General features: G+C 50.4%; 22 protein-coding genes. 8 read left to right on the forward strand and 14 right to left on the reverse strand.

Going from position 1 to position 18,971, the window contains the following annotated elements:
• The first annotated feature begins 154 nt into the window (after positions 1 to 154).
• From mqnC to OXG10_00975, 3 genes are all read left to right on the forward strand, one after another.
• Positions 155 to 1,234, forward strand: coding sequence for a dehypoxanthine futalosine cyclase (gene mqnC / locus OXG10_00965; protein MCY3825944.1), 1,080 nt, complete (start codon positions 155 to 157; stop codon positions 1,232 to 1,234).
• A 175-nt stretch (positions 1,235 to 1,409) separates the two neighbouring features.
• Entirely contained in the window at positions 1,410 to 1,892 is a 483-nt protein-coding gene (locus tag OXG10_00970; protein MCY3825945.1) for a hypothetical protein, read from the forward strand.
• Positions 1,889 to 2,311: a type II toxin-antitoxin system VapC family toxin gene (locus OXG10_00975; protein ID MCY3825946.1), complete on the forward strand. Its 423-nt coding sequence runs from the start codon at positions 1,889 to 1,891 to the stop codon at positions 2,309 to 2,311. The genes OXG10_00970 and OXG10_00975 overlap by 4 nt, the downstream gene beginning before the upstream one ends.
• A gap of 72 nt (positions 2,312 to 2,383) precedes the next feature.
• On the opposite strand, the gene OXG10_00980 is transcribed toward OXG10_00975, so the two are convergent.
• Both OXG10_00980 and OXG10_00985 read right to left on the reverse strand, forming a co-directional pair.
• Entirely contained in the window at positions 2,384 to 2,755 is a 372-nt protein-coding gene (locus tag OXG10_00980) for a hypothetical protein (protein MCY3825947.1), read from the reverse strand.
• 2 nt (positions 2,756 to 2,757) lie between these two features.
• Positions 2,758 to 3,357 (reverse strand): bifunctional 4-hydroxy-2-oxoglutarate aldolase/2-dehydro-3-deoxy-phosphogluconate aldolase, encoded by a 600-nt coding sequence (locus OXG10_00985; protein MCY3825948.1) that lies wholly within the window; start codon positions 3,355 to 3,357, stop codon positions 2,758 to 2,760.
• An 89-nt stretch (positions 3,358 to 3,446) separates the two neighbouring features.
• Here OXG10_00985 and OXG10_00990 point away from each other — a divergent pair, with 89 nt between their 5' ends.
• Positions 3,447 to 3,896 (forward strand): transcriptional repressor, encoded by a 450-nt coding sequence (locus tag OXG10_00990; protein ID MCY3825949.1) that lies wholly within the window; start codon positions 3,447 to 3,449, stop codon positions 3,894 to 3,896.
• A 46-nt stretch (positions 3,897 to 3,942) separates the two neighbouring features.
• The gene (locus OXG10_00995; GenBank protein ID MCY3825950.1) at positions 3,943 to 5,244 is read left to right on the forward strand and encodes a hypothetical protein; all 1,302 of its coding nucleotides are present in this window, start codon (positions 3,943 to 3,945) and stop codon (positions 5,242 to 5,244) included.
• Positions 5,245 to 5,271: 27 nt separating this feature from the next.
• Here OXG10_00995 and efp read toward each other — a convergent pair whose 3' ends face one another.
• The 4 genes from efp to OXG10_01015 form a co-directional block, all read right to left on the reverse strand.
• On the reverse strand, positions 5,272 to 5,841 hold the full coding sequence (efp, locus tag OXG10_01000; GenBank protein MCY3825951.1) for an elongation factor P: 570 nt from the start codon (positions 5,839 to 5,841) through the stop codon (positions 5,272 to 5,274).
• A gap of 88 nt (positions 5,842 to 5,929) precedes the next feature.
• Positions 5,930 to 7,732 (reverse strand): DNA mismatch repair endonuclease MutL, encoded by a 1,803-nt coding sequence (gene mutL, locus OXG10_01005; protein MCY3825952.1) that lies wholly within the window; start codon positions 7,730 to 7,732, stop codon positions 5,930 to 5,932.
• Positions 7,733 to 7,739: 7 nt separating this feature from the next.
• Positions 7,740 to 7,898 carry a hypothetical protein gene (locus OXG10_01010; protein ID MCY3825953.1) on the reverse strand — a complete coding sequence of 53 codons (159 nt, stop codon included), beginning with the start codon at positions 7,896 to 7,898 and terminating at the stop codon, positions 7,740 to 7,742.
• The gene (locus OXG10_01015) at positions 7,891 to 8,229 is read right to left on the reverse strand and encodes a GYD domain-containing protein (GenBank protein ID MCY3825954.1); all 339 of its coding nucleotides are present in this window, start codon (positions 8,227 to 8,229) and stop codon (positions 7,891 to 7,893) included. The genes OXG10_01010 and OXG10_01015 overlap by 8 nt, the downstream gene beginning before the upstream one ends.
• A gap of 200 nt (positions 8,230 to 8,429) precedes the next feature.
• Here OXG10_01015 and OXG10_01020 point away from each other — a divergent pair, with 200 nt between their 5' ends.
• The gene (locus OXG10_01020) at positions 8,430 to 9,701 is read left to right on the forward strand and encodes a hypothetical protein (protein ID MCY3825955.1); all 1,272 of its coding nucleotides are present in this window, start codon (positions 8,430 to 8,432) and stop codon (positions 9,699 to 9,701) included.
• A 53-nt stretch (positions 9,702 to 9,754) separates the two neighbouring features.
• Here the strand turns inward: OXG10_01020 and OXG10_01025 are convergent, their stop codons facing one another.
• Positions 9,755 to 9,976 (reverse strand): DNA-binding protein, encoded by a 222-nt coding sequence (locus tag OXG10_01025; GenBank protein MCY3825956.1) that lies wholly within the window; start codon positions 9,974 to 9,976, stop codon positions 9,755 to 9,757.
• A gap of 132 nt (positions 9,977 to 10,108) precedes the next feature.
• On the opposite strand from OXG10_01025, the gene OXG10_01030 reads away from it, so the two are divergent.
• Entirely contained in the window at positions 10,109 to 10,540 is a 432-nt protein-coding gene (locus OXG10_01030) for a thioesterase family protein (GenBank protein ID MCY3825957.1), read from the forward strand.
• A 17-nt stretch (positions 10,541 to 10,557) separates the two neighbouring features.
• On the opposite strand, the gene OXG10_01035 is transcribed toward OXG10_01030, so the two are convergent.
• The 7 genes from OXG10_01035 to carB all read right to left on the reverse strand — a co-directional run bounded on the left by OXG10_01035 (position 10,558) and on the right by carB (position 18,022).
• Positions 10,558 to 12,006: a DegQ family serine endoprotease gene (locus OXG10_01035; GenBank protein ID MCY3825958.1), complete on the reverse strand. Its 1,449-nt coding sequence runs from the start codon at positions 12,004 to 12,006 to the stop codon at positions 10,558 to 10,560.
• A 2-nt stretch (positions 12,007 to 12,008) separates the two neighbouring features.
• Positions 12,009 to 12,536 (reverse strand): shikimate kinase, encoded by a 528-nt coding sequence (locus OXG10_01040; protein ID MCY3825959.1) that lies wholly within the window; start codon positions 12,534 to 12,536, stop codon positions 12,009 to 12,011.
• Positions 12,537 to 12,542: 6 nt separating this feature from the next.
• Entirely contained in the window at positions 12,543 to 13,175 is a 633-nt protein-coding gene (locus OXG10_01045; protein ID MCY3825960.1) for a riboflavin synthase, read from the reverse strand.
• Positions 13,175 to 13,663 carry a signal peptidase II gene (gene lspA / locus OXG10_01050; protein MCY3825961.1) on the reverse strand — a complete coding sequence of 163 codons (489 nt, stop codon included), beginning with the start codon at positions 13,661 to 13,663 and terminating at the stop codon, positions 13,175 to 13,177. The genes OXG10_01045 and lspA overlap by 1 nt, the downstream gene beginning before the upstream one ends.
• 64 nt (positions 13,664 to 13,727) lie before the next feature.
• Positions 13,728 to 14,309 carry an energy transducer TonB gene (locus tag OXG10_01055; GenBank protein ID MCY3825962.1) on the reverse strand — a complete coding sequence of 194 codons (582 nt, stop codon included), beginning with the start codon at positions 14,307 to 14,309 and terminating at the stop codon, positions 13,728 to 13,730.
• Positions 14,310 to 14,318: 9 nt separating this feature from the next.
• Positions 14,319 to 14,795, reverse strand: a complete 477-nt coding sequence (gene greA / locus OXG10_01060) for a transcription elongation factor GreA (protein MCY3825963.1) — start codon at positions 14,793 to 14,795, stop codon at positions 14,319 to 14,321.
• A gap of 38 nt (positions 14,796 to 14,833) precedes the next feature.
• Positions 14,834 to 18,022, reverse strand: a complete 3,189-nt coding sequence (carB, locus tag OXG10_01065; protein MCY3825964.1) for a carbamoyl-phosphate synthase large subunit — start codon at positions 18,020 to 18,022, stop codon at positions 14,834 to 14,836.
• A gap of 154 nt (positions 18,023 to 18,176) precedes the next feature.
• On the opposite strand from carB, the gene OXG10_01070 reads away from it, so the two are divergent.
• Positions 18,177 to 18,782, forward strand: a complete 606-nt coding sequence (locus OXG10_01070; protein MCY3825965.1) for a hypothetical protein — start codon at positions 18,177 to 18,179, stop codon at positions 18,780 to 18,782.
• Positions 18,783 to 18,971 lie beyond the last annotated feature (189 nt).

The raw sequence follows: 18,971 nt of genomic DNA on the forward strand, positions 1-18,971 counted from the left end.
CTCTTCATTATCATAAACTGCGGGCATTGTCGCGCGGCCCAGCCTGCGTCAACAGGGTAAATAAAAAAGGGAATTAGTGCCTGCCAAAAAACCTCCTACAAACACTGCTTGCGGAATTGACTTTTCCCCGCTATTAGCTTTATTAACTTTCTCTATGAGTTCACTTGAGAATATCTATACGAAGGTTTTTGAAGGTAAGCGGATATCGTCCGACGAAGCCGCCTTGCTTCTCGGTAGGGCCGACCTGCTCCAGCTAGGTTCTCTGGCCGATATCGTAAGGAAAAGATTTAATCCGGAAAACATGGTGACCTTCGTTGCGGACACAAACCCCAACTATACGAATGTCTGCGACACCGAGTGTCTTTTCTGCGCCTTCTGGAGACCGCCGGGCGCCTACGACGCCTACACCCTGAGCGTCGACAAGGTAATCGAAATAATGCGCACTTCGTACCACAACGGCGCCACTACGGTACTTCTGCAAGGCGGACACAACCCAGAACTCAAGCTTGATTACTATATCGAGATAGTAGAAAGGGCCACAAGAGAGATACCGGAGCTTCATCTCCACGCCTTCTCCGCCCCGGAGATAGCCGCCATTGCCAAGTATGAAAACCTCGACACGAGATACGTGCTGCAAAGCCTCTGGGACGCGGGACTGAGAACAATACCCGGAGGCGGAGCCGAGGTACTGACAAACAGAACAAGAAAAGCGATAAGCCCTCTCAAGATAGATGCCGACACCTGGATGAAAATCACCAGGGAAGCTCACCTTGCAGGCTTTAAGACGACCGCAACCATGATGTTCGGACACCTTGAGGATGACGAAGATATAATTGAGCACCTGCTGAGAATAAGAGAGCTTCAAGACGAAACCGGGAACTTCCTGGCGTTTATCCCGTGGACGTTCAAGCCGAAAAACACCTTGCTTGAAAAAAGAATAAAAGACGAAGTCGGCGGGGAGAGATACCTGAGGGTTCTCTCGGTATGCAGGATATTCCTTGACAACTTCAAGCACGTACAGGGTTCGTGGTTTACCCAGGGAAAGAAAATGGGTTCAATGTCCCTGCACTACGGCGCAAGCGACCTCGGGGGGACCCTTTACGATGAAAATGTCCTCGGGTGCGCGGAGAACAAAATACGCTCGACCGTGGATGAACTGGTACATATGATAAGAAGCGCCGGGTTCAATCCCGCGCAGAGAAACACTTATTACGAAATTCTGGAAAAATTCTAGAACGGATACACAAACTGCTGCAAAAAGAAGTTTTCCTCCAGCGCAAATTTAACAGAAACATGTCGACACCCGCAGCTCTGTTTTCCATAGACAGAGTCAGTCTCTACATGCAGAGTTGACGCCGTAACCATAATGTGCTAGTTTTACCTTGTATACCAAGATAAGGATAGTTAACATGGTAAAAATTCTCGTCGCCGATGAGGTATGGATAGCAACGGCACTGCTTCATATAAAGAATCCCGACCGAGGAGACTTCGCTGTCAGGGAAATAGTTCGTCAGGCAGAAATCGAGAAAGTCGCTGGCCCGGAGCCACTAAGACCAGGAGTGCAGATTCATGCTTACCTCCACTGCGTAGCCAACAGGCCTCCCAATCCGGGAAGATACAGAATGCTGACTGAAACATCCAGAGGGCGCCGTCGCCTGTTCAAGCCCGGCGACCCGTACCACGATCTTCGTACCGGAAAAAATGTCCCAAATGAGAAAGATATTCCAAAGAAGTATCACGAGTTGCTCGACTGGTATAATCATGATTATACAGAAGGCGCCAATACCAAGGAGGTTGACCCGATACTTTCACTACGTGGCATGGGAAAAGAGATATGGGCCCAAGAAGACGCGGACTCCTACGTCAGTCAACTTCGTGCGGGATGGCAATGAGCAGAATTTTCTGGGACACGAATCTCTTCATATATCTCTTTGAAGACAAAGGCGAACGGAGCGAGCGAGTTGCGGCATTGCGCCAACGGATGATTGAACGCGAAGATGAATTGCTCACCTCGACGCTCACGTTGGGCGAAATCCTGGTCAGACCCAGGGAGACGGGCAACGATGAACTCGCACATGCTTACGAACTTGCGATTTCCGCGGCCGCGGCAGTACTGCCGCTTGATTCTCCCGCCGCTCTCAGGTTTGCTGAAATCCGCCAGGACCGTTCAATCAAGGCTCCGGACGCCATACAGCTTGCGTGCGCGTCTGTTGCACACACAGACCTGTTCATTACAAATGATAATCGCCTGAGCAGAAAAAACATCCGCGGGATTCAGTTCATCCAGTCCCTTGAAAATGCGGTTCTCTGAACCACGCGTCGGTTATCCGCGCAGAATTAGAACTTGTCCCGTATTCTACGAAAAACACAGCAATCGGCATTTTCAACGGGAGCCGTTAAGAACTATCACCCAGCTGTTTCCCGCAAAGTCCACGCAACAGTCGATTTTCGTTCTTTGCGAAAAAACATAGTCAAAGAATTCAAGCGCGCTGCTCGTATGCACAGGGGCCCCGAGATAGTCCTCTAAATTCTCCGCGGAAACACCCGAACACTCAAAGGCGCAAAGCTCAAAATCAACCGCCGTATTCCTGTCAACCGGGAAATCGCCCCGCGAAAAAGAAGCGCTTATATGAGAAGTTTCGGAGGCAATTTCCATCCTGACGTCAAAGCCACCACCGAAAAGGCAGAAGATCTCGGCAAACACCTCGTCTATTGAATCAAGATAAAACTCCCTCGCCTGCGGCTTTGTACCCATTTTCACGTGGAGAACCGGGAGAACTCCTCGGCTCTTTGTTTTATGGACTGATAGTCGTCTCCTCCGCTCAAAAGCGCCGTAGACACCCCGGCAAGCGCGGCTCCCGCCGAGAGATAATCCCGGATGTTGTCCGCGGTAACTCCTCCGGTGACCATGATATCAATAAATCCGAGAGGTTCCTTTATGGCTTTCACGTAACCCGGACCGAAGCTCGAAGCGGGGAATATCTTTACGAAGTCCGCTCCGATGCTGCGGGCGTTAACCATCTCAGAGGATGTAAAGGCGCCGGAGACCGCCGTGATGCCGTTTTTCCGGCAATACTCGATTATCCCGGGGTCGGTGTGCGGAGAAACTATGAAACGGGCCCCGCAGTCACTCATCCGTTCGGCGGAATCACGGTCAAGAACCGTACCCGCCCCGACGCATATTCCGTCCTGCGAGGCAAGTTCCCGAAGAAGCCTTTCAGAACCCGGAGAGATTGATATGACTTCTATAATTCTTATCCCGCCGTCGACGCATCCCCTTGCGAATTCAAGAGATTTTTCATAACTGGCGGACCTGATAACGGCCACGACCCTGTTTTTCCTCATAAACTCAATCACAGTTTTCTCCATGGCGCGCGGTTTGAGACTTAAAAACTTTTAAGGTACACTGAGACTGGCCTGTTTTAATCCCCCCAAAGGGGCAAATTATGAAGAATTCGGAACTCAGAACCGAAAACAAGATATCGCAATTCATAAAAAGAAGCAAAGAACTGGGGCTTAAGGTAACTCCTCAGAGAATAGCGATATACAGGGAGCTCGCGGGAAGCATGCAGCACCCGAGCACCGAGATGATCTACAAGAACATAAAGGACTACTATCCGAACATATCCCTTACCACCGTGTACAGAACGCTTGAGACATTCGAGCGAATGGGACTCATATCAGTAGTTAACACCTTGTATCACGCCGCAAGATACGACGCCAACATGGAACCCCACCACCATGTCGTATGCGTAAAATGCAAAAAGATAGAGGACATCTACGACGATTCCATGGCTTACTCGGAACTTGACCCGCAAATAGACAACTACAAGATTCTTGGATACTCGGTGCTTTTCAGCGGAATCTGCGAGGAATGCAAAGCCCTTAACAACTGACCGAAAACGGGCTGTTTCTTGCAAGGCCGCCTAAAAGAGCGGAAAAATGAAAATCCCGCAAGGCTTTGAACGAGCCATAAACTTCAGTCTTCTGGATTCCATATTCTCAAGAAGGTCGCGCCGCTTCGGCCTCGGGATGGAAATTCCCGAGGGAAACCTGGCTTACAGTTCCGCTCACGATCCGGTTCCCCTCTCCGAACTTGAAGAGGCTTTTTTGATCTGGGCGGGCACGGGAACCACGGGCCTTTCCCTAGGGGACCTTCCGAGAACCGGCATATCGTGGCTTTTCCAGTGGACCGGCAGAAGCTGGCCGTGCTCCTGCAACTCTCATTCGACCGAACTTTTCTACACAAACGACGAAGGCGTTTACATGGTGCGGCTTTTTGACCTCATGCCCCCCGACACATCCATCTTCATGTCGCTTGACAGGGAAAAGCAGCTTGAAAAAATAGTCGAACTTTTCAGGGCAAGCAGAATTACCCTTGAGAACCAAAGAGCCGATCTCCCGAAGGGAGAACCCGGCCTTTTCGACTTTAACGCATGGAATACAAACAAGCCGGGAACGACTTTCTTTATCCCGGTGACCAACACCACAGTCGAGTACATGGTGCTTCTGTTCATATACTTCGGCGCCAAGTACGGATTTAACATTATTGACGAACTCAACGGGGGAAGATCGTGCGGTCTTGATAAGTGGATAGAGAAAGGCTACATAAGAAACGACGTCAGGCTTTCTCTGTTCGATCTGGAATTAAGGGTGCTGACCACGCTTAACGTGGAACAGGCCTTTATAAGCCAGAACATGAATCTCGCGCTGCAGGCCCTGGGTCTCGGAGGCTGGACTTTCACCGGACTGCTTCCCCATTACGCGCTCGGGGTCGACCCTTCCCACAAAGGACTCGGATTTCGGTTCGTCCAGCCGGAGGAAAGCCTCAGGAGCACAAACCCGCCTTATCCCGTCGGAAGGGACGGAGTTTTCGAATCCCTCTGCCCTCCCTACGTGGCGGATATGAGCGAAGCCGTCGACAGGTTTCTAGAGGTAAGGGGGCAATTCTGGAAGGAGGACAATCCGTTCCCCTACAGAGATCCCGCGTCAATCCTGCGTGACGAATACCATCCCTCCGAAGTCAGAATACAGATAGTAAAGGATTTCTGCACCTACGTTTATGAGAACTATGGAAGATTCCCGGCTTTCCTGGACCCGATGTTCGTACGGCTGGTATTTCAGGCCCACCACCTTGATCTTGAATTCTACGATAAGTATTTCGAGAAAGATTCATACCACGACCTGCACAGAGAACACTTCAAGCTCTGGCATCCGGAAATTGAAGACCCTTTCGGGAAATAGGTCGCAGTTAACATAGGCAGCCTTCGCTCAGGATTTCGCCCTTTCGAGATAGTTCCCGTTTCTCGTATCGACTTTTATCATGTCCCCGATGTTGATAAAAAGAGGAACGGCCACCACCGCTCCGGTTTCTATGGTCGCCGGTTTCGTGGTACTTGAAACCGTATCTCCCTTCACTCCAGGTTCTGTGTGGGTAACCTCGAAGACAACAGCCGTGGGAAGTTCCACTCCTATGAGTTCTCCTTCATGCATCTGCACCATGACTTCCTGCTGTTCCTTGAGAAACTTCGTCGTATCCCCTATTGCATCCGCCCTGAAAGGAAACTGGTCGAAAGTCTCGGAATCCATAAAGTAAAACATCTCATCGTCCCTGTAGAGATACTGCATGGTTCTTTTCTGGATATCGGGAACGTTAAACGTATCTCCCGCGCGGAATTTCATTTCCCGTACGGCTCCCGTGGCGATATTCTTAAGTCTCGCCGTAACTATCGGGCTTCTCTGCGCCATTTTTGAATGCTTGTACTCGACTATCTCCCAGATCGCCCCTTCGGTCTCAATCTTCATGCCCTTGTGAAAACCACTCGTGTCAACAACAGCCATTTCGGATTCGATCCTCCTTTACGAATTTGCAAAAAGCAATTTTTCTCGGAAATTCTCGCTTGCCATCACAATGCATCAACCTTAAGAATCAGGTTCTCTTAAACATCTTTTCAAGCATATTGTACGATATCCGGGTCGCTACCGGCCGACCGTGAGGGCAGGCGTGCGGATTCTCGGAAGCGTCCATATCGGCAAAAAGAGTCCGCGCTTCCTGTTCCGAGAGGGTTCGGTTTGCGGTTATCGAACTGTGGCACGCCATGGTCGCACACACGGCGTCAAGATGCCCCTCCAAGCTTTTGGGGTCTCCCAGACCATCAAGCTCATCAAACAGGTCGCCAAAAACCCGGGCGTAATCAGAGTCTCTTAAAAACCCCGGGACGGATTTCACTCTCACCGCGTTTTCTCCGAAAACTTCAAAATCAAAGCCGAGCTTCTCCATTTCTTCTGCAAACTGCTGCGCCGTATTGATTTCCCGGACCGTAAGTTCGACGACTTCGGGGATGAGAAGTTTCTGGGAGCAGGAAAAAGCTTCTTCGAGATAGGATTTTTTTATTCTCTCGAAGTTAACCCGCTCATGGGCCGCATGCTGGTCAACAAGAATGATGCCGTCCGGGTCCTCGCATACGAGATAAAGTTTTCCTACCTGTCCGAGAAACCTGAGGTTTGAATAAAAGCCACCGGAGAACATACCCTCTCCTGTCGCCTCTGGAGATTTCTCAGGTATAGAGGAAGCGCCGTTGTGAGGATATGGAGACCCCAACTCAGGATTGTGAGCGGCCTGGGTGGAAGCTGCTTTTGGCGAAGGCCCTGTGGTGGAGTACCCCTTGTTCTCGGAAAATCCGGGATCTTTTTGCTTCTCGTAGAAATCTTCAAGAGCCTTCTGGGTTCTTTCCCTGTAGCCCTTCATCCAAGGGGCATCGGCAAGCATGCCGCCTATCGCGCGGCGAATGCTCTGGCCAACTTCGTACTGGTTCTCGAACATCACCTCACTTTTGGTAGGATGTACGTTCACGTCCACCAAGGCGGGATCCCTTTCAATAAAGACCGCCCCTTGGGGGTATTTCCCCTTTTCAACCATCCTTCCGTAGCACTCCATTATAATCCTGTTTATAAAACGGTCCCTTACGGGTCTTGCATTTACGTAAGTAAAGAACCTGCGCATCGAGGAACGTGGATCCAGAGGACTTCCTAGGAAGCCCCGCAGGGCCAGCGTCTCGTCTTCAAAGTCCACAGGGTAAAGCGGCGTGCCGGGAATTATCTGCGCTATGCGCTGCGCAAAGGACTCGCTTGCGCCGTAGCGATGGATGGTTCTTCCATCCGAGGAGACCTCAAAAGATACCCCGGGGCGTGAAAGGGTCTCGCGCTGGACAACTTCAAGAACCCTGCCGAGCTCGGTCTCCGGCCTTTTGAGAAACTTAAGCCGCGGCGGGGTGTTGAAAAACAGGTTCTTAACCTCAACGGACGAACCCACAGGAGACGCAGTCTCCTTTATCTTCCTTACGACCCCGCCTTCGATGTAGATTTCGGTACCGGATCCTGACCCCTCGGCGGCAGTTATCATTCTGAACCTTGAAACGCTGGCTATACTCGGAAGGGCTTCGCCGCGAAAACCGAGAGTTCCAATCGAGAAAAGATCGTCAATATCCCTTATCTTGCTCGTGGCGTGACGTTCAATGCTCATGAGGGCATCGTCACGGGACATCCCGTGGCCGTTATCAACCACCCTTACTAGCCGCTTGCCCCCGGCTTCAAGGTGTATGGATATTCTGGTTGCCCCGGCGTCAATTGAGTTTTCAACAAGCTCTTTTACTACGGAAGCTGGTCTTTCGACTATTTCTCCGGCGGCTATCTTAGAGACAAGTACATCCGGAAGTGTTCTGATTCTTGCCATTAATACCTTAGAAAAGCTTAAGCAGAATAAACAGGATGAGTATGATCAGGGGCAAAATGACCGCGGCAACCGAGAAAAAGGAAAAAGCCGAGAGGGTTTTTTTCGGGTGCGTCCCGAAAACGTCCCGCGACTGTTCTTCCACTACGCCGAAATATTTTTTAAACATCTTTGTCTTCTCCGGATGGCGTTGGGGGCGCCTTCTCCGCTCTTGCCTTGTTAAGCGATTTAACCAGAGATTCGACCGAGACCGCCGGAAGGGTTACTAGTTCGACCGTTCCCCTTGAGCAGAGGTCAACCGAGACCTTTCCTATGGTCTCGTTATCGGGTGCCTCCACTATGTTTACAAAATCGTATCTACCCAGAGTCGCATACTGCTCAAGAACCCTGACGCCTATGTCCTCAAGCTCCTTGTCGACTTCCTTTATTCTCCCGGGCCGTTCCTTTACAGTTTTTCTGCCCTCAGGAGTAAGTCTGCTGAGTAATATGTAAATTGCCATTGAAAAAACCCTCTGTTTCCATGAGTTACGGCGAATCTTGCGCCGAGAAAACCTTTAGTTGACGGTAGCCGCTCTAGATTTATAAGGGAATTATGTATTTATAACCTTTTTGGAAGATATCTCAAGGAAAAAAGTCTTCGCCCAGAACTTCCATAACAAAAACTCTTCGGTATATTACTATAAATATTTTTTAAGACCTGATGGAAAGCATATTTCACGCCGCGACAATCACGCTTGCCCTTTTGCTTTTTCCGCTTCTTCTCTCTCCGCAAGCGGAGGTCGCTTATGCGCAGCAGCTAAACCCCCGGGAAGATCTCACCGTAACGGACTACTCGTGGAAATCCTACGGAGTGGGGCGTATGGCAACGCTTTCAGAAATAACCGTCGCAAACTCCGGCGGAACCAACTACAAGAACATCAAAATCAGGATTGATCTGTTTACAAGAACCGGCAAGCTCCTAGGCTCACTTCACGGAAAGATAACCGGGGAACTGCCCGCGGGAAGCCGAAAAACCTTCTCCAACCTGGATATGGGTTTCATGAACTCGGATCTTGAAGACTCCGAGGCGATGGTGACCGGCGCCGAGGTGTCGGGAAGTTCTTCGTCCGCGGGTGCCGAGAACGTGATTTTCATAAAGAACTGGGAGTTTGAAGGCGCGAGCTTCGGAACGGAGGGTTTCATAACGGAAATCACCCTTGAGAACACAGGAAAAACCCACTTTAAGAGCATAAAACTGCTTTTAACGGAAAAAGAGGGCGGAACCGGACCGGGCAGCACCCACCTGTCCTCGGTGACGATACACAACGTACTTCCCGCCGGAGAGGAAAGAACTTTTACGGGGATAAACGTCGGTTTCTCGAGTCCGAACGCTGTTGAAAGATCTATTGCCGTCTCCGGTGCCGAGGTGATAACGACAAAGGAACTCAATTACATCCTTTCCGGCGGGGGAAGCCTGGGAGAGAGGATAAAGAAAAAAATCAGTTCCGTCAGCATACTAAGAAAAAAAGACGGGGAGAAAAAAGCCGAACCGCGCCAACAAGCACCATCCTCGGATGAATCCGAAAGCACTTACGAAAGCGTTCCTCCTCCGACCAGTTCGGTCGGCTCTACCGATTCGGCCGCAGACAGGAACACGGAATTTTACCAAGAACAGCCCAGAGAAGCTTTCCCCAAACACGATATAGTAATAAGGGAGTTTGAATGGGGAAGCGGAATCCCCGGGGCAACCGCGACATTAAGCAAGCTAGTCATTGAGAACATAAGCGACATTGCTTACGAGAAAATAGAGCTTGAAATAGAGTTTTTCAAATCCTCAAACACCCCTTTCGGATCAAACCGCTTCAAGATAAAAAAAGTCTTGGCTCCGAAACAGGTGATGTGGCTCAGGAATGTTCAGGTCGGATTTATAAGCAAGCTTCCCGACCCGAATCTTATAAAACTCAGAGTGGTAAAAGCAAAAGCGATCATGTAGATGATCTTAAAGCTTGTGCCAAGATGGGGAGGAATTAAATCCTGGGGATTTCTCTAGCTTCCAACTAACTCGAGGGATTGTTTTATCGTTTCGACCAGCTTGTCTCTGAACTGCTCTATTCCTTCAAAGGGAACGACTATGCTTGAGCGGCCGCCGCTTAGTTCGGTAATCCTAAGGTACTGACCCTTGTGGTTCTCCTTGACGTCAAAGAAAAACCTTTTGGACTCAATATCAACGTGGTTACTTACATGCTCCTTTTCTGTCCTTTCTTCCATCTAATTCCGCCTCCTAGAAAAATTTATTGGAACAATTATTGAGGCATGACTATAACCCCTGAAAAACAAAAAGCAAACAATTCTTTTATAGCCCCGAAAATACAGATATATTCAGGAAGAGAACCCGCGAAAATGGCAAGAATAAAAATAGATCTACCGAGCAGATTCGTCTTTTCAACGCAAATTCCGATAAGAATAGACGACATAAATTACGGTTCTCATCTTGGACACGACTCCGTGTTAACCCTCGCGCACGAGGCCCGCGTAAGATTCCTCGCGACACACGGCTACACTGAAGCCGATATAGAGGGAGTGGGAATTATAATGGGAGACGTAGGGATCACCTACAGTTCGGAAGCGTTTTACGGGGACGTAATGGAAATAAGCATCGGCATCGGCGAGTATGGCAACAATTTTCTCGAACTTATCTACGCACTGGTGAACGAAAAAAACGGCAAGGAGATCGCCAAGGTCAAGACCTCTCTCGTATTTTTTAACTACAAAGAGAGAAAAACCGTGCGGATGCCGGAGGAATTCCGAAGGAAAATCATCCCCGGAGAATAATCACCGATAGTTGCCCGCTACTCTTTGTTTTTAGGGGCGTAGCCGATGTAAATCGTGTTTTTACGTTTCTTTACCAGAAAGAGATACTGCTTTCCGGGTTCCAGACCGCCTATGATCTTGTTGTAGTCCCCAAGGTTCGCCACGGGGTTCTTGTTAACCTCCAGTATAACGTCCCCGGGACGAAATCCCGCCTCCCAGGCTGAGCTGCCACGGTTTACGTTCGTAACCAGCACCCCGGCTTTATCCTCAACGCCGAACCGCGCGGCGATATCCGGGGTAATGTCACTTAATTCAATATCTTCGTCCCCCTGAGACTCTGCAGGAGTCTCTTCATCCGGCATCTTGCCAAGAACAACGGAAATCTCCTCGCGCTTCCCGTCGCGGAGAACCGTGATCTTAGAGGAAGTGCCGGGAGCTTTCATTCCCACGAGCTTGGATAAAGACGTAAACTCCTTTATAGGCTCTCCGTCAAATTTCACTACCACGTCTCCTCTTCGCAGACCCGCTTTCTCCGCAGGGCTTCCCGGGCTTATATCGGATATAAGAGCCCCATCGGTACTCTCATGCCCTATGCTCTCGGCTATCTCCTGCGTTATAGGCTGAATAACGACTCCCAGCCACCCCCTGACCACCTTGCCTTTTTCCATGAGCTGGGATATGACCCCCTTGGCCATGTTGGTTGGGATAGAAAACCCTATTCCCTGGCCTCTGGCTGCTATTGCGGTGTTAACACCAACTACCTCCCCTCCCAAGTTAAAAAGCGGACCTCCGCTGTTTCCGGGGTTGAGGGACGCATCGGTCTGAATGAAATCATCGTAGGCCCCGAGACCCAGAGACCTTCCCTTCGCGCTCACTATTCCGACCGTCACGGTGTAGCCGAGTCCGAAGGGGTTTCCAATCGCCATGACCCAGTCGCCGATTCTAAGCTTGTCCGAATCTCCAAAAACAACGGGCTTCAGCTTTTTTTCAGGCTTTATCTTCAGAACCGCAAGGTCCGTTTTGGTGTCCTGTCCCACAATCTCGGCCGTATACCTCGACCCGTCGTAGAGAACGACCTGTATATCTTCTGCCCTGCTGATCACATGGTTGTTGGTAACTATATAGCCGTCTTTGCTGACTATGAACCCGGAGCCCAAGCCCTTTTTCCTGAACTCCCGCTCCCGGTCGTTCGGAAAAAATCTCTTGAAAAACTCCTCGAAAGGGTCCCCCTCGCCAAAATCAGGAAGCACCTTCCCCCGTTTTACAACACTCGTGGTGCTTATGTTCACAACAGAATGCTTCTGTTTTTCGACAAGACCCGCAAGGGAGGGGAATTTTACAGAAGAACCTGAAGAAGAAAGAAGTTCCGGGACATTCTCGCGCGACCGGGATCCGGAGCTCTCTTCGTCATCCTCCATCTTGGCGCACGAAAAGGAACCCACAAGTAAAAAACAGGCAGCAAAAAACAGGAAAACAGTTCTCTTCATAGTTAAAGCCTCCAATTTCCTTTGAGCATCCCAATTACTTTATCAGCAACTTCTGAGACACTCATATCATCCGTAAGAACAACATACGGCGAGAGTTCGTAAATATTCTTTCTTTTCATGAAAAGCTCATAGAACTCGGCCCTAGGGTCCTTGACGTCAAGAAGGGGCCTTCCCTTCTCGCTCCTCACCCTGTTCCAAAGGGTATCGATATCCGCCCGCAGATAGAAAACTTCACCCGACGCGGCCATTATCTCGCGATTGCGCTGTCGCAGAACCGCACCTCCTCCCGTTGAGATCACGACCGGGGGTGTTTTCCGCGAAAGAGCGGCGAGCATATCTGTTTCCTTCTTCCTGAAGCTCTCCTCTCCCTCCGCTTCAAAGATCCCGGTTACAGAAAGACCTTCGGCCCGTTCCACTTCACTGTCAAGATCGTAGAAATCCATTCGCAGTTTTCCGGAAAGCTCCCTGCCGACGCTTGTTTTGCCCGCTCCCATAAACCCCGTAAGAAAAATATGTCTTTTCTGGCTCAAATCAACCTACAGTCTTCTTCCGACGGGAGAACCCTCGGCGGAGGCGTCTCCGCCGGAGAGCATTTTCTCTACGTACTTGCCTATTATGTCGCACTCTATATTGACTTCCCTGCCACGGCGGAATTCGGAAAAAGTCGTCTCCCGAAGCGTGTAGGGAATTATGTTCACCGAAAACTCAGTGTCCTTTACCGAATTGACGGTGAGACTTACGCCGTCAACGGCGACCGACCCTTTCTCGACCACGTATTTCGCAAGGGATGCGGGAATCGAGAAAGAAAAAACCCTGGATTCTCCTACCGGAGTAATGGACTGAACGACACCGACTCCGTCCACGTGGCCCGTGACGATATGTCCACCCATCCTGTCTCCGACCCGAAGAGACCTCTCGAGATTCACTTCGCTCCCCGTCCGGAGGCCGGAAAGGTTTGTCCTGGAAAGCGTTTCGTGGGACGTGTCAACAGAAAAACTACCGTCTCCGGAAGAAACCACCGTAAGGCATACGCCGTTTACGGCCACGCTCTCTCCCAGACCCAGTTCCCCGGCATCGATCTTCCGAACCCCGATTCTTAAAAGAACGCCCTTGTCCTTTTTCTCAAGAGCCTGGACCGCTCCAATGTCTTCAACTATACCGCTAAACATTAATTCTCCTTGCCCCGCCACAAGACTCCGGAAATCAGGATCGAAATCGCCCCGACCGTGATCGCAGAGTCGGCTACGTTAAAAGGAGGCCAGAGCAGGTCCGGGTTCCCCGGCCAGTAAACTGCAATAAAATCGGTCACGTATCCGTAGGCAAACCTGTCTATCGAGTTTCCAATAGCTCCCCCCAGCACAAAAGCAAGCCCATATCGAAAAACTCTCCGCTCCTCTTCAAGTCTGCGAAGAAAGAAAAAAATCGCAATCAGCACCAAAACGAAAACAACTATGTAAAAGTAAAGCCTTATATCTTCAGACATGTTCCTTAACATGCCAAACGCGATTCCAGGATTTCGTAAATGCGTTATATCGAACCATGAAAACACGTTTATCCTCGATAGAAACGGCACGTGGGCCTTAACGAGCCACTTAGTCAGCTGGTCAAGCAATACCACCAGAAAAGATATAACGAACACACTTAGATAATTTCTCATGAAAAAAACAAGAAATCCCGACCCCGAAAGAAAATCCCGCAAACTCCCGGCAGATGGTTAAGCCTCATTCCAGCCGAAACTCTATCGGAACCTTGACCCAGCTTGAAACCGCCCTGAAGCCCCTTTGCGCCGGGACGAATCTCCACTTTTTTACAGCCTTCAAAGCGGCATTATCAAGAACCTTGTGACCGGAGGATTTGAAGATGGTTACTTCCTCGGGTTCCCCGTTCGGAAGCACATGCACATTAAGCAACACGCTGCCCTCGTAACCGCGTCTTATGGCAACCGCGGGATAGCCAGGTCTGGGGGTAAAACCGTAAGATGGCCTCGCGGTGGCATAACTCTCCTCGGATTGCTCCTCCGGGGCGGGTTTTGCTTCCTTTTTAAGCGCCAGGGAGTCATCCCGCTTTTTCACTTCCTTTACGACTTTTTCTTTTTTCTTCTTAACAACCTTTTTTTTCTTTACGACTTTTTCTGCGGGTGCGGGTTTTCTGAATTCGAAATGCCTCAGGGAAACCTCTATGTGATCGCCGTATACGGGGACGCTTCTCTGCACGACAATCTTCCCCCAGGCAATAGATATAAGAACATGGAAGACAACTGAAAACAGTATGAATTTCTTGAGATTGTCAACCGGCCTGCCCATACCAAAAGATTATTCTATATTAATAACCAGAAATTCCTTAATCCCTCCGGGAACCCTGACCTGTATCTCGTCATCGACTCTCTTTCCGATAAGCGCGCTGCCGACCGGAGAGGTAACCGATATAAAGCCTTCTTCGGGCTCGGATTCATCCTCTCCCACAAGCTTGTACTTCTTTATGTCCCCGGAATCGATATCCTCCACAGTAACCGTAAGACCGAAAACCACCCTGTCCCGGGCAGTGATTTTTTCGGGGTCAATTACTTCCGCGCGGCCGAGGCGGTCTTCTATTTCCTGTATCTTTCCCTCTATGAACGACTGTTTCTGCTTGGCGGTCTCGTACTCGGCGTTTTCGGAAAGATCCCCGAGGGACCTCGCATATTCTATAAGTCTGATTACTTCCTGTCTTTCGACGGTTTTCAACCTATGCAGTTCGTCCCGAAGCTTTTTCCAGCCATCGGGAGTAATTAGCACTCTCTGGACACTCATTAATATCTCCTCCTCGCCTCAATCATACCCCAGCCGTGTTAATAGTAGCTTTGCAGAGCCTTTACGTCGAGACCGATTCTCACCAAGGCCTCGATAGCACTGACTCCGGCGACCGCGCCGACGAGAGTGGTAAAGTAAGGAACATTGTTTACAAGCGCGGTCCTTCTTATCGAATATGACTGCGCGATCTCCTTTTTCCCGAAAGTGGTATTTATAACCAGCTGCACCTCGCCGTTTTTAAGGTGATCGACTATGTGGGGGCGACCCTGCTTAACCTTTTTCACCGTTCGGGAAAATATACCATTTTTATTGAGAAATTCAGATGTGCCTCCGGTAGCCATTATATCAAAACCGGTATCGCTCAGCCTCCGGGCTATATCAAGCATCCTGTCGGACTTGTCCTCGTCTTTTACGCTTATGAAGGCCACTCCGCCGGAAGGAAGTCTGTTGCCGGCCGCAATCTGGGATTTGGCAAACGCCTGGTCAAGGTCGGGAGCAATTCCCATGACCTCGCCGGTGGATTTCATTTCCGGGCCCAGAATTGTGTCAACTTCCGGGAACTTGACGAAAGGAAAGACCGATTCCTTTACGCAGTAGTGCCCCGGGACGATTTCCTGCGTGTAGCCGAGTTCCTCAAGAGATTTTCCGGTCATCACCTTGGTCCCTATCTTGGCCAGCTGAACCCCTATGGCCTTGCTCACGAAAGGAACGGTGCGGCTAGCTCTCGGGTTCACCTCAATTATGTAAACCTCTCCGTCCTTTACGGCAAACTGGATGTTGACAAGCCCTTTTACATTCAGAGAAAGCGCAAGTTTTTTGGTCTGGGATTTTATTTCCTCGACAATCCCAAGTTCCATCGAAAACGGGGGCAGAATCGCCGCGCTGTCTCCGGAATGAACCCCCGCTTCCTCGATGTGCTCGAGCACCCCGCCCACAACAACGGTTTTCCCGTCACAAACAGCGTCCACGTCGACTTCCTTCGCGTCCTTTAGAAACTTGTCTATCAGTATCGGGTGATTGGGCGAAACGCTCGCGGCTTCCCGTATGTAGGTCCGGAGAGCCTCCTCGTCGTAAACTGTCTCCATGGCGCGACCGCCCAGAACATAAGACGGGCGGACCATGACCGGATACCCTATTTCGCGGGCTATGCCAATGGCTTCCCCCTCGCTTCTCGCGGTATCGCTCTGGGGCTGGAGAAGTCCCAGATCCGAAACGAGCTTTCTGAATCTGTCTCTGTCCTCGGCAAGATCTATGCTCTCGGGGGAAGTTCCTATTATCTTCACCCCTTCCTCCTCAAGCGCGAGGGCCAGGCGGAGCGGTGTCTGGCCTCCAAGGTGAACTATGACTCCCCAAGGATCCTCCCTTCTTATAAGAGCCAAGGTATCTTCAAGCGTAAGCGGTTCGAAATAAAGCCTGTCCGAGGTGTCGTAATCCGTGCTCACGGTCTCGGGATTGCAGTTAACCATAACGGCCTCGTACCCCTCTTCCCGGAGCGCGAAAGACGCGTGCACGCAGCAGTAGTCAAACTCTATGCCCTGGCCTATGCGGTTCGGTCCCCCGCCGAGTATCACAACCTTTTTCCTGTCCGTGGGAAGCGCTTCGCTTTCGCTCTCGAAAGTCGAGTAGAGATAAGGCGTGTAAGCCTCGAATTCGGCGGCGCAGGTATCAACCATCTTAAAAGCAGGCTCAATTCCCTCGCGCAGGCGGAAATCCCTCACTTCTCTTTCTTCCGCGCAAAGAATCTTCGCGATCTCAATATCGGAAAAACCGTGGCGCTTGGCCTGAAGCATGGTCCCGCGGTTAAGCCCCTCCCTAGCAATATCCGATTCGAAATCGACAATCTGCTTTATATTTCGAAGAAACCACGGGTCTACGTGAGAGACCGAGTAGATTTCCTCCAAGTCCATCCCCAGACGAAACGCGTCGGCTATGTACCAGAGACGCCTGGGGGAGGGAACCCTGAGTTCTTCCCTTACCTCTTCGGGGTCACCGGACACCTTCTCGAAACCGTAGGAATCTATCTCAAGAGATCTCATCGCCTTCTGCAGGGACTCCTTGAAAGTCCTTCCGATGGACATGGCTTCCCCCACGGATTTCATCTGCGTGGTGAGATTCGGAGCGGTCTGCGGAAACTTCTCAAACGCGAACCTCGGTATTTTCACCACAACGTAATCTATCGTCGGTTCAAAAGACGCGGGGGTGTACTTCGTTATGTCGTTTGAGATCTCATCGAGCGAATAGCCGACCGCAAGCTTCGCGGCTATCTTGGCGATCGGAAACCCGGTGGCTTTTGAGGCAAGCGCGGAGCTTCGCGAAACCCTAGGGTTCATCTCTATTACCATCATCCGCCCGTCTTTGGGGTTAACGGCAAACTGGATGTTAGAGCCGCCGGTTTCAACGCCGATTTCCCTTATTATCGCTATGGACGCGTCGCGCATATGCTGGTATTCCTTGTCGGTAAGGGTCTGCGCAGGAGCCACCGTTATGCTGTCTCCCGTATGAACGCCCATGGCGTCCAAATTCTCTATGGAGCAGATTATGACGACGTTATCCATGTGGTCCCGCATCACCTCATACTCAAACTCCTTCCACCCCACTATGGATTCCTCTATGAGTATCTCGCTTGACGGGGAGCTTTCGATTCCCGCCTTGGCAAACTCCTGGAATTCCTCCCTGTTGTAGGCAACGCTTCCGCCGGTTCCGCCAAGGGTAAAAGAAGGTCGTATAATGACCGGAAACCCTATCTCATCCACAACATCCCAGGCCTCCTCCATGTTATGCGCGATACCGCTTTGCGGCACCTCAAGGCCTATGTCGGCTATAGCTTTTTTAAAAAGGTCCCTGTTTTCCGCCTTCTGTATCGCCGGGATTTTTGCGCCTATGAGCTCCACGCCGTGGCGCTCGAGCGCGCCGGATTCTGCAAGCGAAACGGCAAGGTTAAGGGCCGTCTGTCCGCCTATTGTGGGCAGAAGGGCGTCGAGGTTTTCCTTCTCTATTATTTTTTCCAGTATTTCGGGTACGAGAGGCTCCACGTAAGTGCTGTCGGCAAAGTCAGGATCGGTCATTATGGTGGCCGGGTTGCTGTTTACCAGAACCACCCTGTAGCCTTCTTCTTTCAGCACTTTGCACGCCTGGGTGCCTGAATAGTCAAACTCGCATGCCTGTCCTATAACTATCGGACCGGATCCGATGACCATTATGGTTTTTATGTCAGTTCGCTTGGGCATGGAATGGAAAAGCTTGTAACAGGTTGCAAATATATACTTAATAACGCGCTGACAGGCAACAGGGAAAAGCCCTGTTTTAGACTGAAATGCACCCTTACCTGCATACACAGACCGTGCTCTTCCCTCATGCCTAAATCCGAAGTACAATGTCTTTATGAACGACGGACTGTCCCGGCTCGAAGCCAGACTGCTTGACGGTCAGGAACCGTTTCACGGGCCGGGGGTCACGCAACCGCTGCTGCTGATTGATTACTGGAGGTGGCAAGGTTCGGCGCTTCTTGACAACACATCCCGAGGCATTCTGGCGGAATTTCTGGTTGCATCGGCTCTGGGTCTCCACAGAAAACCAAGAAGAGAGTGGGATGAGTCTGATATCCGCATGGCATCCGGCACCACAATTGAAGTTAAGAGTTCTGCGTATGTGCAGTCGTGGGAACAATGCAAACCCTCCGTTATTGAGTTCGGCATTGCTCCTCACAGAAGCTGGAACGCTGAAACCGGAGAGTACAGAGAAGGCTTTAAGCGTTGGGCCAATGTCTACGTGTTCTGCGTTTTTACAGGAAAAGAACCTCTTGAACCGCTTGATACAAGCAAGTGGGATTTCTATGTTCTTCCAACGGAGGTGCTTGACCGGGAAGTCCCCGAGCAGAAAAACATTCGACTCAATCCCCTCAAAAAACTCAAACCCTACGAGTGTCAATACCCTGATCTGAAAGAAACAATTGAGAACATAGGGCACAGCATCAGGGAAGAACCATGATAGCCCATTTCAAACTCTCGAACTGATCTGGAATTTATCTTTATGGAAGTAGATGCTTATTTGAAACCTTGAGTAGATTATCAAATCTACCAGTCATTACATACAATTTTGAAGAAAAGATATGCTTGCGGTAAATTAGTACCTGTCAGTCATGAGTAATTCCCCCGAATATCTTGAGCGTGGCGAGAG

Source organism: Candidatus Dadabacteria bacterium (assembly GCA_026706695.1).
In the GTDB taxonomy this organism is placed as follows: Bacteria; Desulfobacterota_D; UBA1144; order Nemesobacterales; family Nemesobacteraceae; genus Nemesobacter.

Coding starts and splice junctions, on each gene's coding strand:
- mqnC (MCY3825944.1), top strand. CDS start 155: ATGAGTTCACTTGAGAATATCTATACGAAGGTTTTTGAAGGTAAGCGG.
- OXG10_00970 (MCY3825945.1), top strand. CDS start 1,410: ATGGTAAAAATTCTCGTCGCCGATGAGGTATGGATAGCAACGGCACTG.
- OXG10_00975 (MCY3825946.1), top strand. CDS start 1,889: ATGAGCAGAATTTTCTGGGACACGAATCTCTTCATATATCTCTTTGAA.
- OXG10_00980 (MCY3825947.1), bottom strand. CDS start 2,755: ATGGGTACAAAGCCGCAGGCGAGGGAGTTTTATCTTGATTCAATAGAC.
- OXG10_00990 (MCY3825949.1), top strand. CDS start 3,447: ATGAAGAATTCGGAACTCAGAACCGAAAACAAGATATCGCAATTCATA.
- OXG10_00995 (MCY3825950.1), top strand. CDS start 3,943: ATGAAAATCCCGCAAGGCTTTGAACGAGCCATAAACTTCAGTCTTCTG.
- efp (MCY3825951.1), bottom strand. CDS start 5,841: ATGGCTGTTGTTGACACGAGTGGTTTTCACAAGGGCATGAAGATTGAG.
- mutL (MCY3825952.1), bottom strand. CDS start 7,732: ATGGCAAGAATCAGAACACTTCCGGATGTACTTGTCTCTAAGATAGCC.
- OXG10_01010 (MCY3825953.1), bottom strand. CDS start 7,898: ATGTTTAAAAAATATTTCGGCGTAGTGGAAGAACAGTCGCGGGACGTT.
- OXG10_01015 (MCY3825954.1), bottom strand. CDS start 8,229: ATGGCAATTTACATATTACTCAGCAGACTTACTCCTGAGGGCAGAAAA.
- OXG10_01020 (MCY3825955.1), top strand. CDS start 8,430: ATGGAAAGCATATTTCACGCCGCGACAATCACGCTTGCCCTTTTGCTT.
- OXG10_01025 (MCY3825956.1), bottom strand. CDS start 9,976: ATGGAAGAAAGGACAGAAAAGGAGCATGTAAGTAACCACGTTGATATT.
- OXG10_01030 (MCY3825957.1), top strand. CDS start 10,109: ATGGCAAGAATAAAAATAGATCTACCGAGCAGATTCGTCTTTTCAACG.
- OXG10_01035 (MCY3825958.1), bottom strand. CDS start 12,006: ATGAAGAGAACTGTTTTCCTGTTTTTTGCTGCCTGTTTTTTACTTGTG.
- OXG10_01045 (MCY3825960.1), bottom strand. CDS start 13,175: ATGTTTAGCGGTATAGTTGAAGACATTGGAGCGGTCCAGGCTCTTGAG.
- lspA (MCY3825961.1), bottom strand. CDS start 13,663: ATGAGAAATTATCTAAGTGTGTTCGTTATATCTTTTCTGGTGGTATTG.
- OXG10_01055 (MCY3825962.1), bottom strand. CDS start 14,309: ATGGGCAGGCCGGTTGACAATCTCAAGAAATTCATACTGTTTTCAGTT.
- greA (MCY3825963.1), bottom strand. CDS start 14,795: ATGAGTGTCCAGAGAGTGCTAATTACTCCCGATGGCTGGAAAAAGCTT.
- carB (MCY3825964.1), bottom strand. CDS start 18,022: ATGCCCAAGCGAACTGACATAAAAACCATAATGGTCATCGGATCCGGT.
- OXG10_01070 (MCY3825965.1), top strand. CDS start 18,177: ATGAACGACGGACTGTCCCGGCTCGAAGCCAGACTGCTTGACGGTCAG.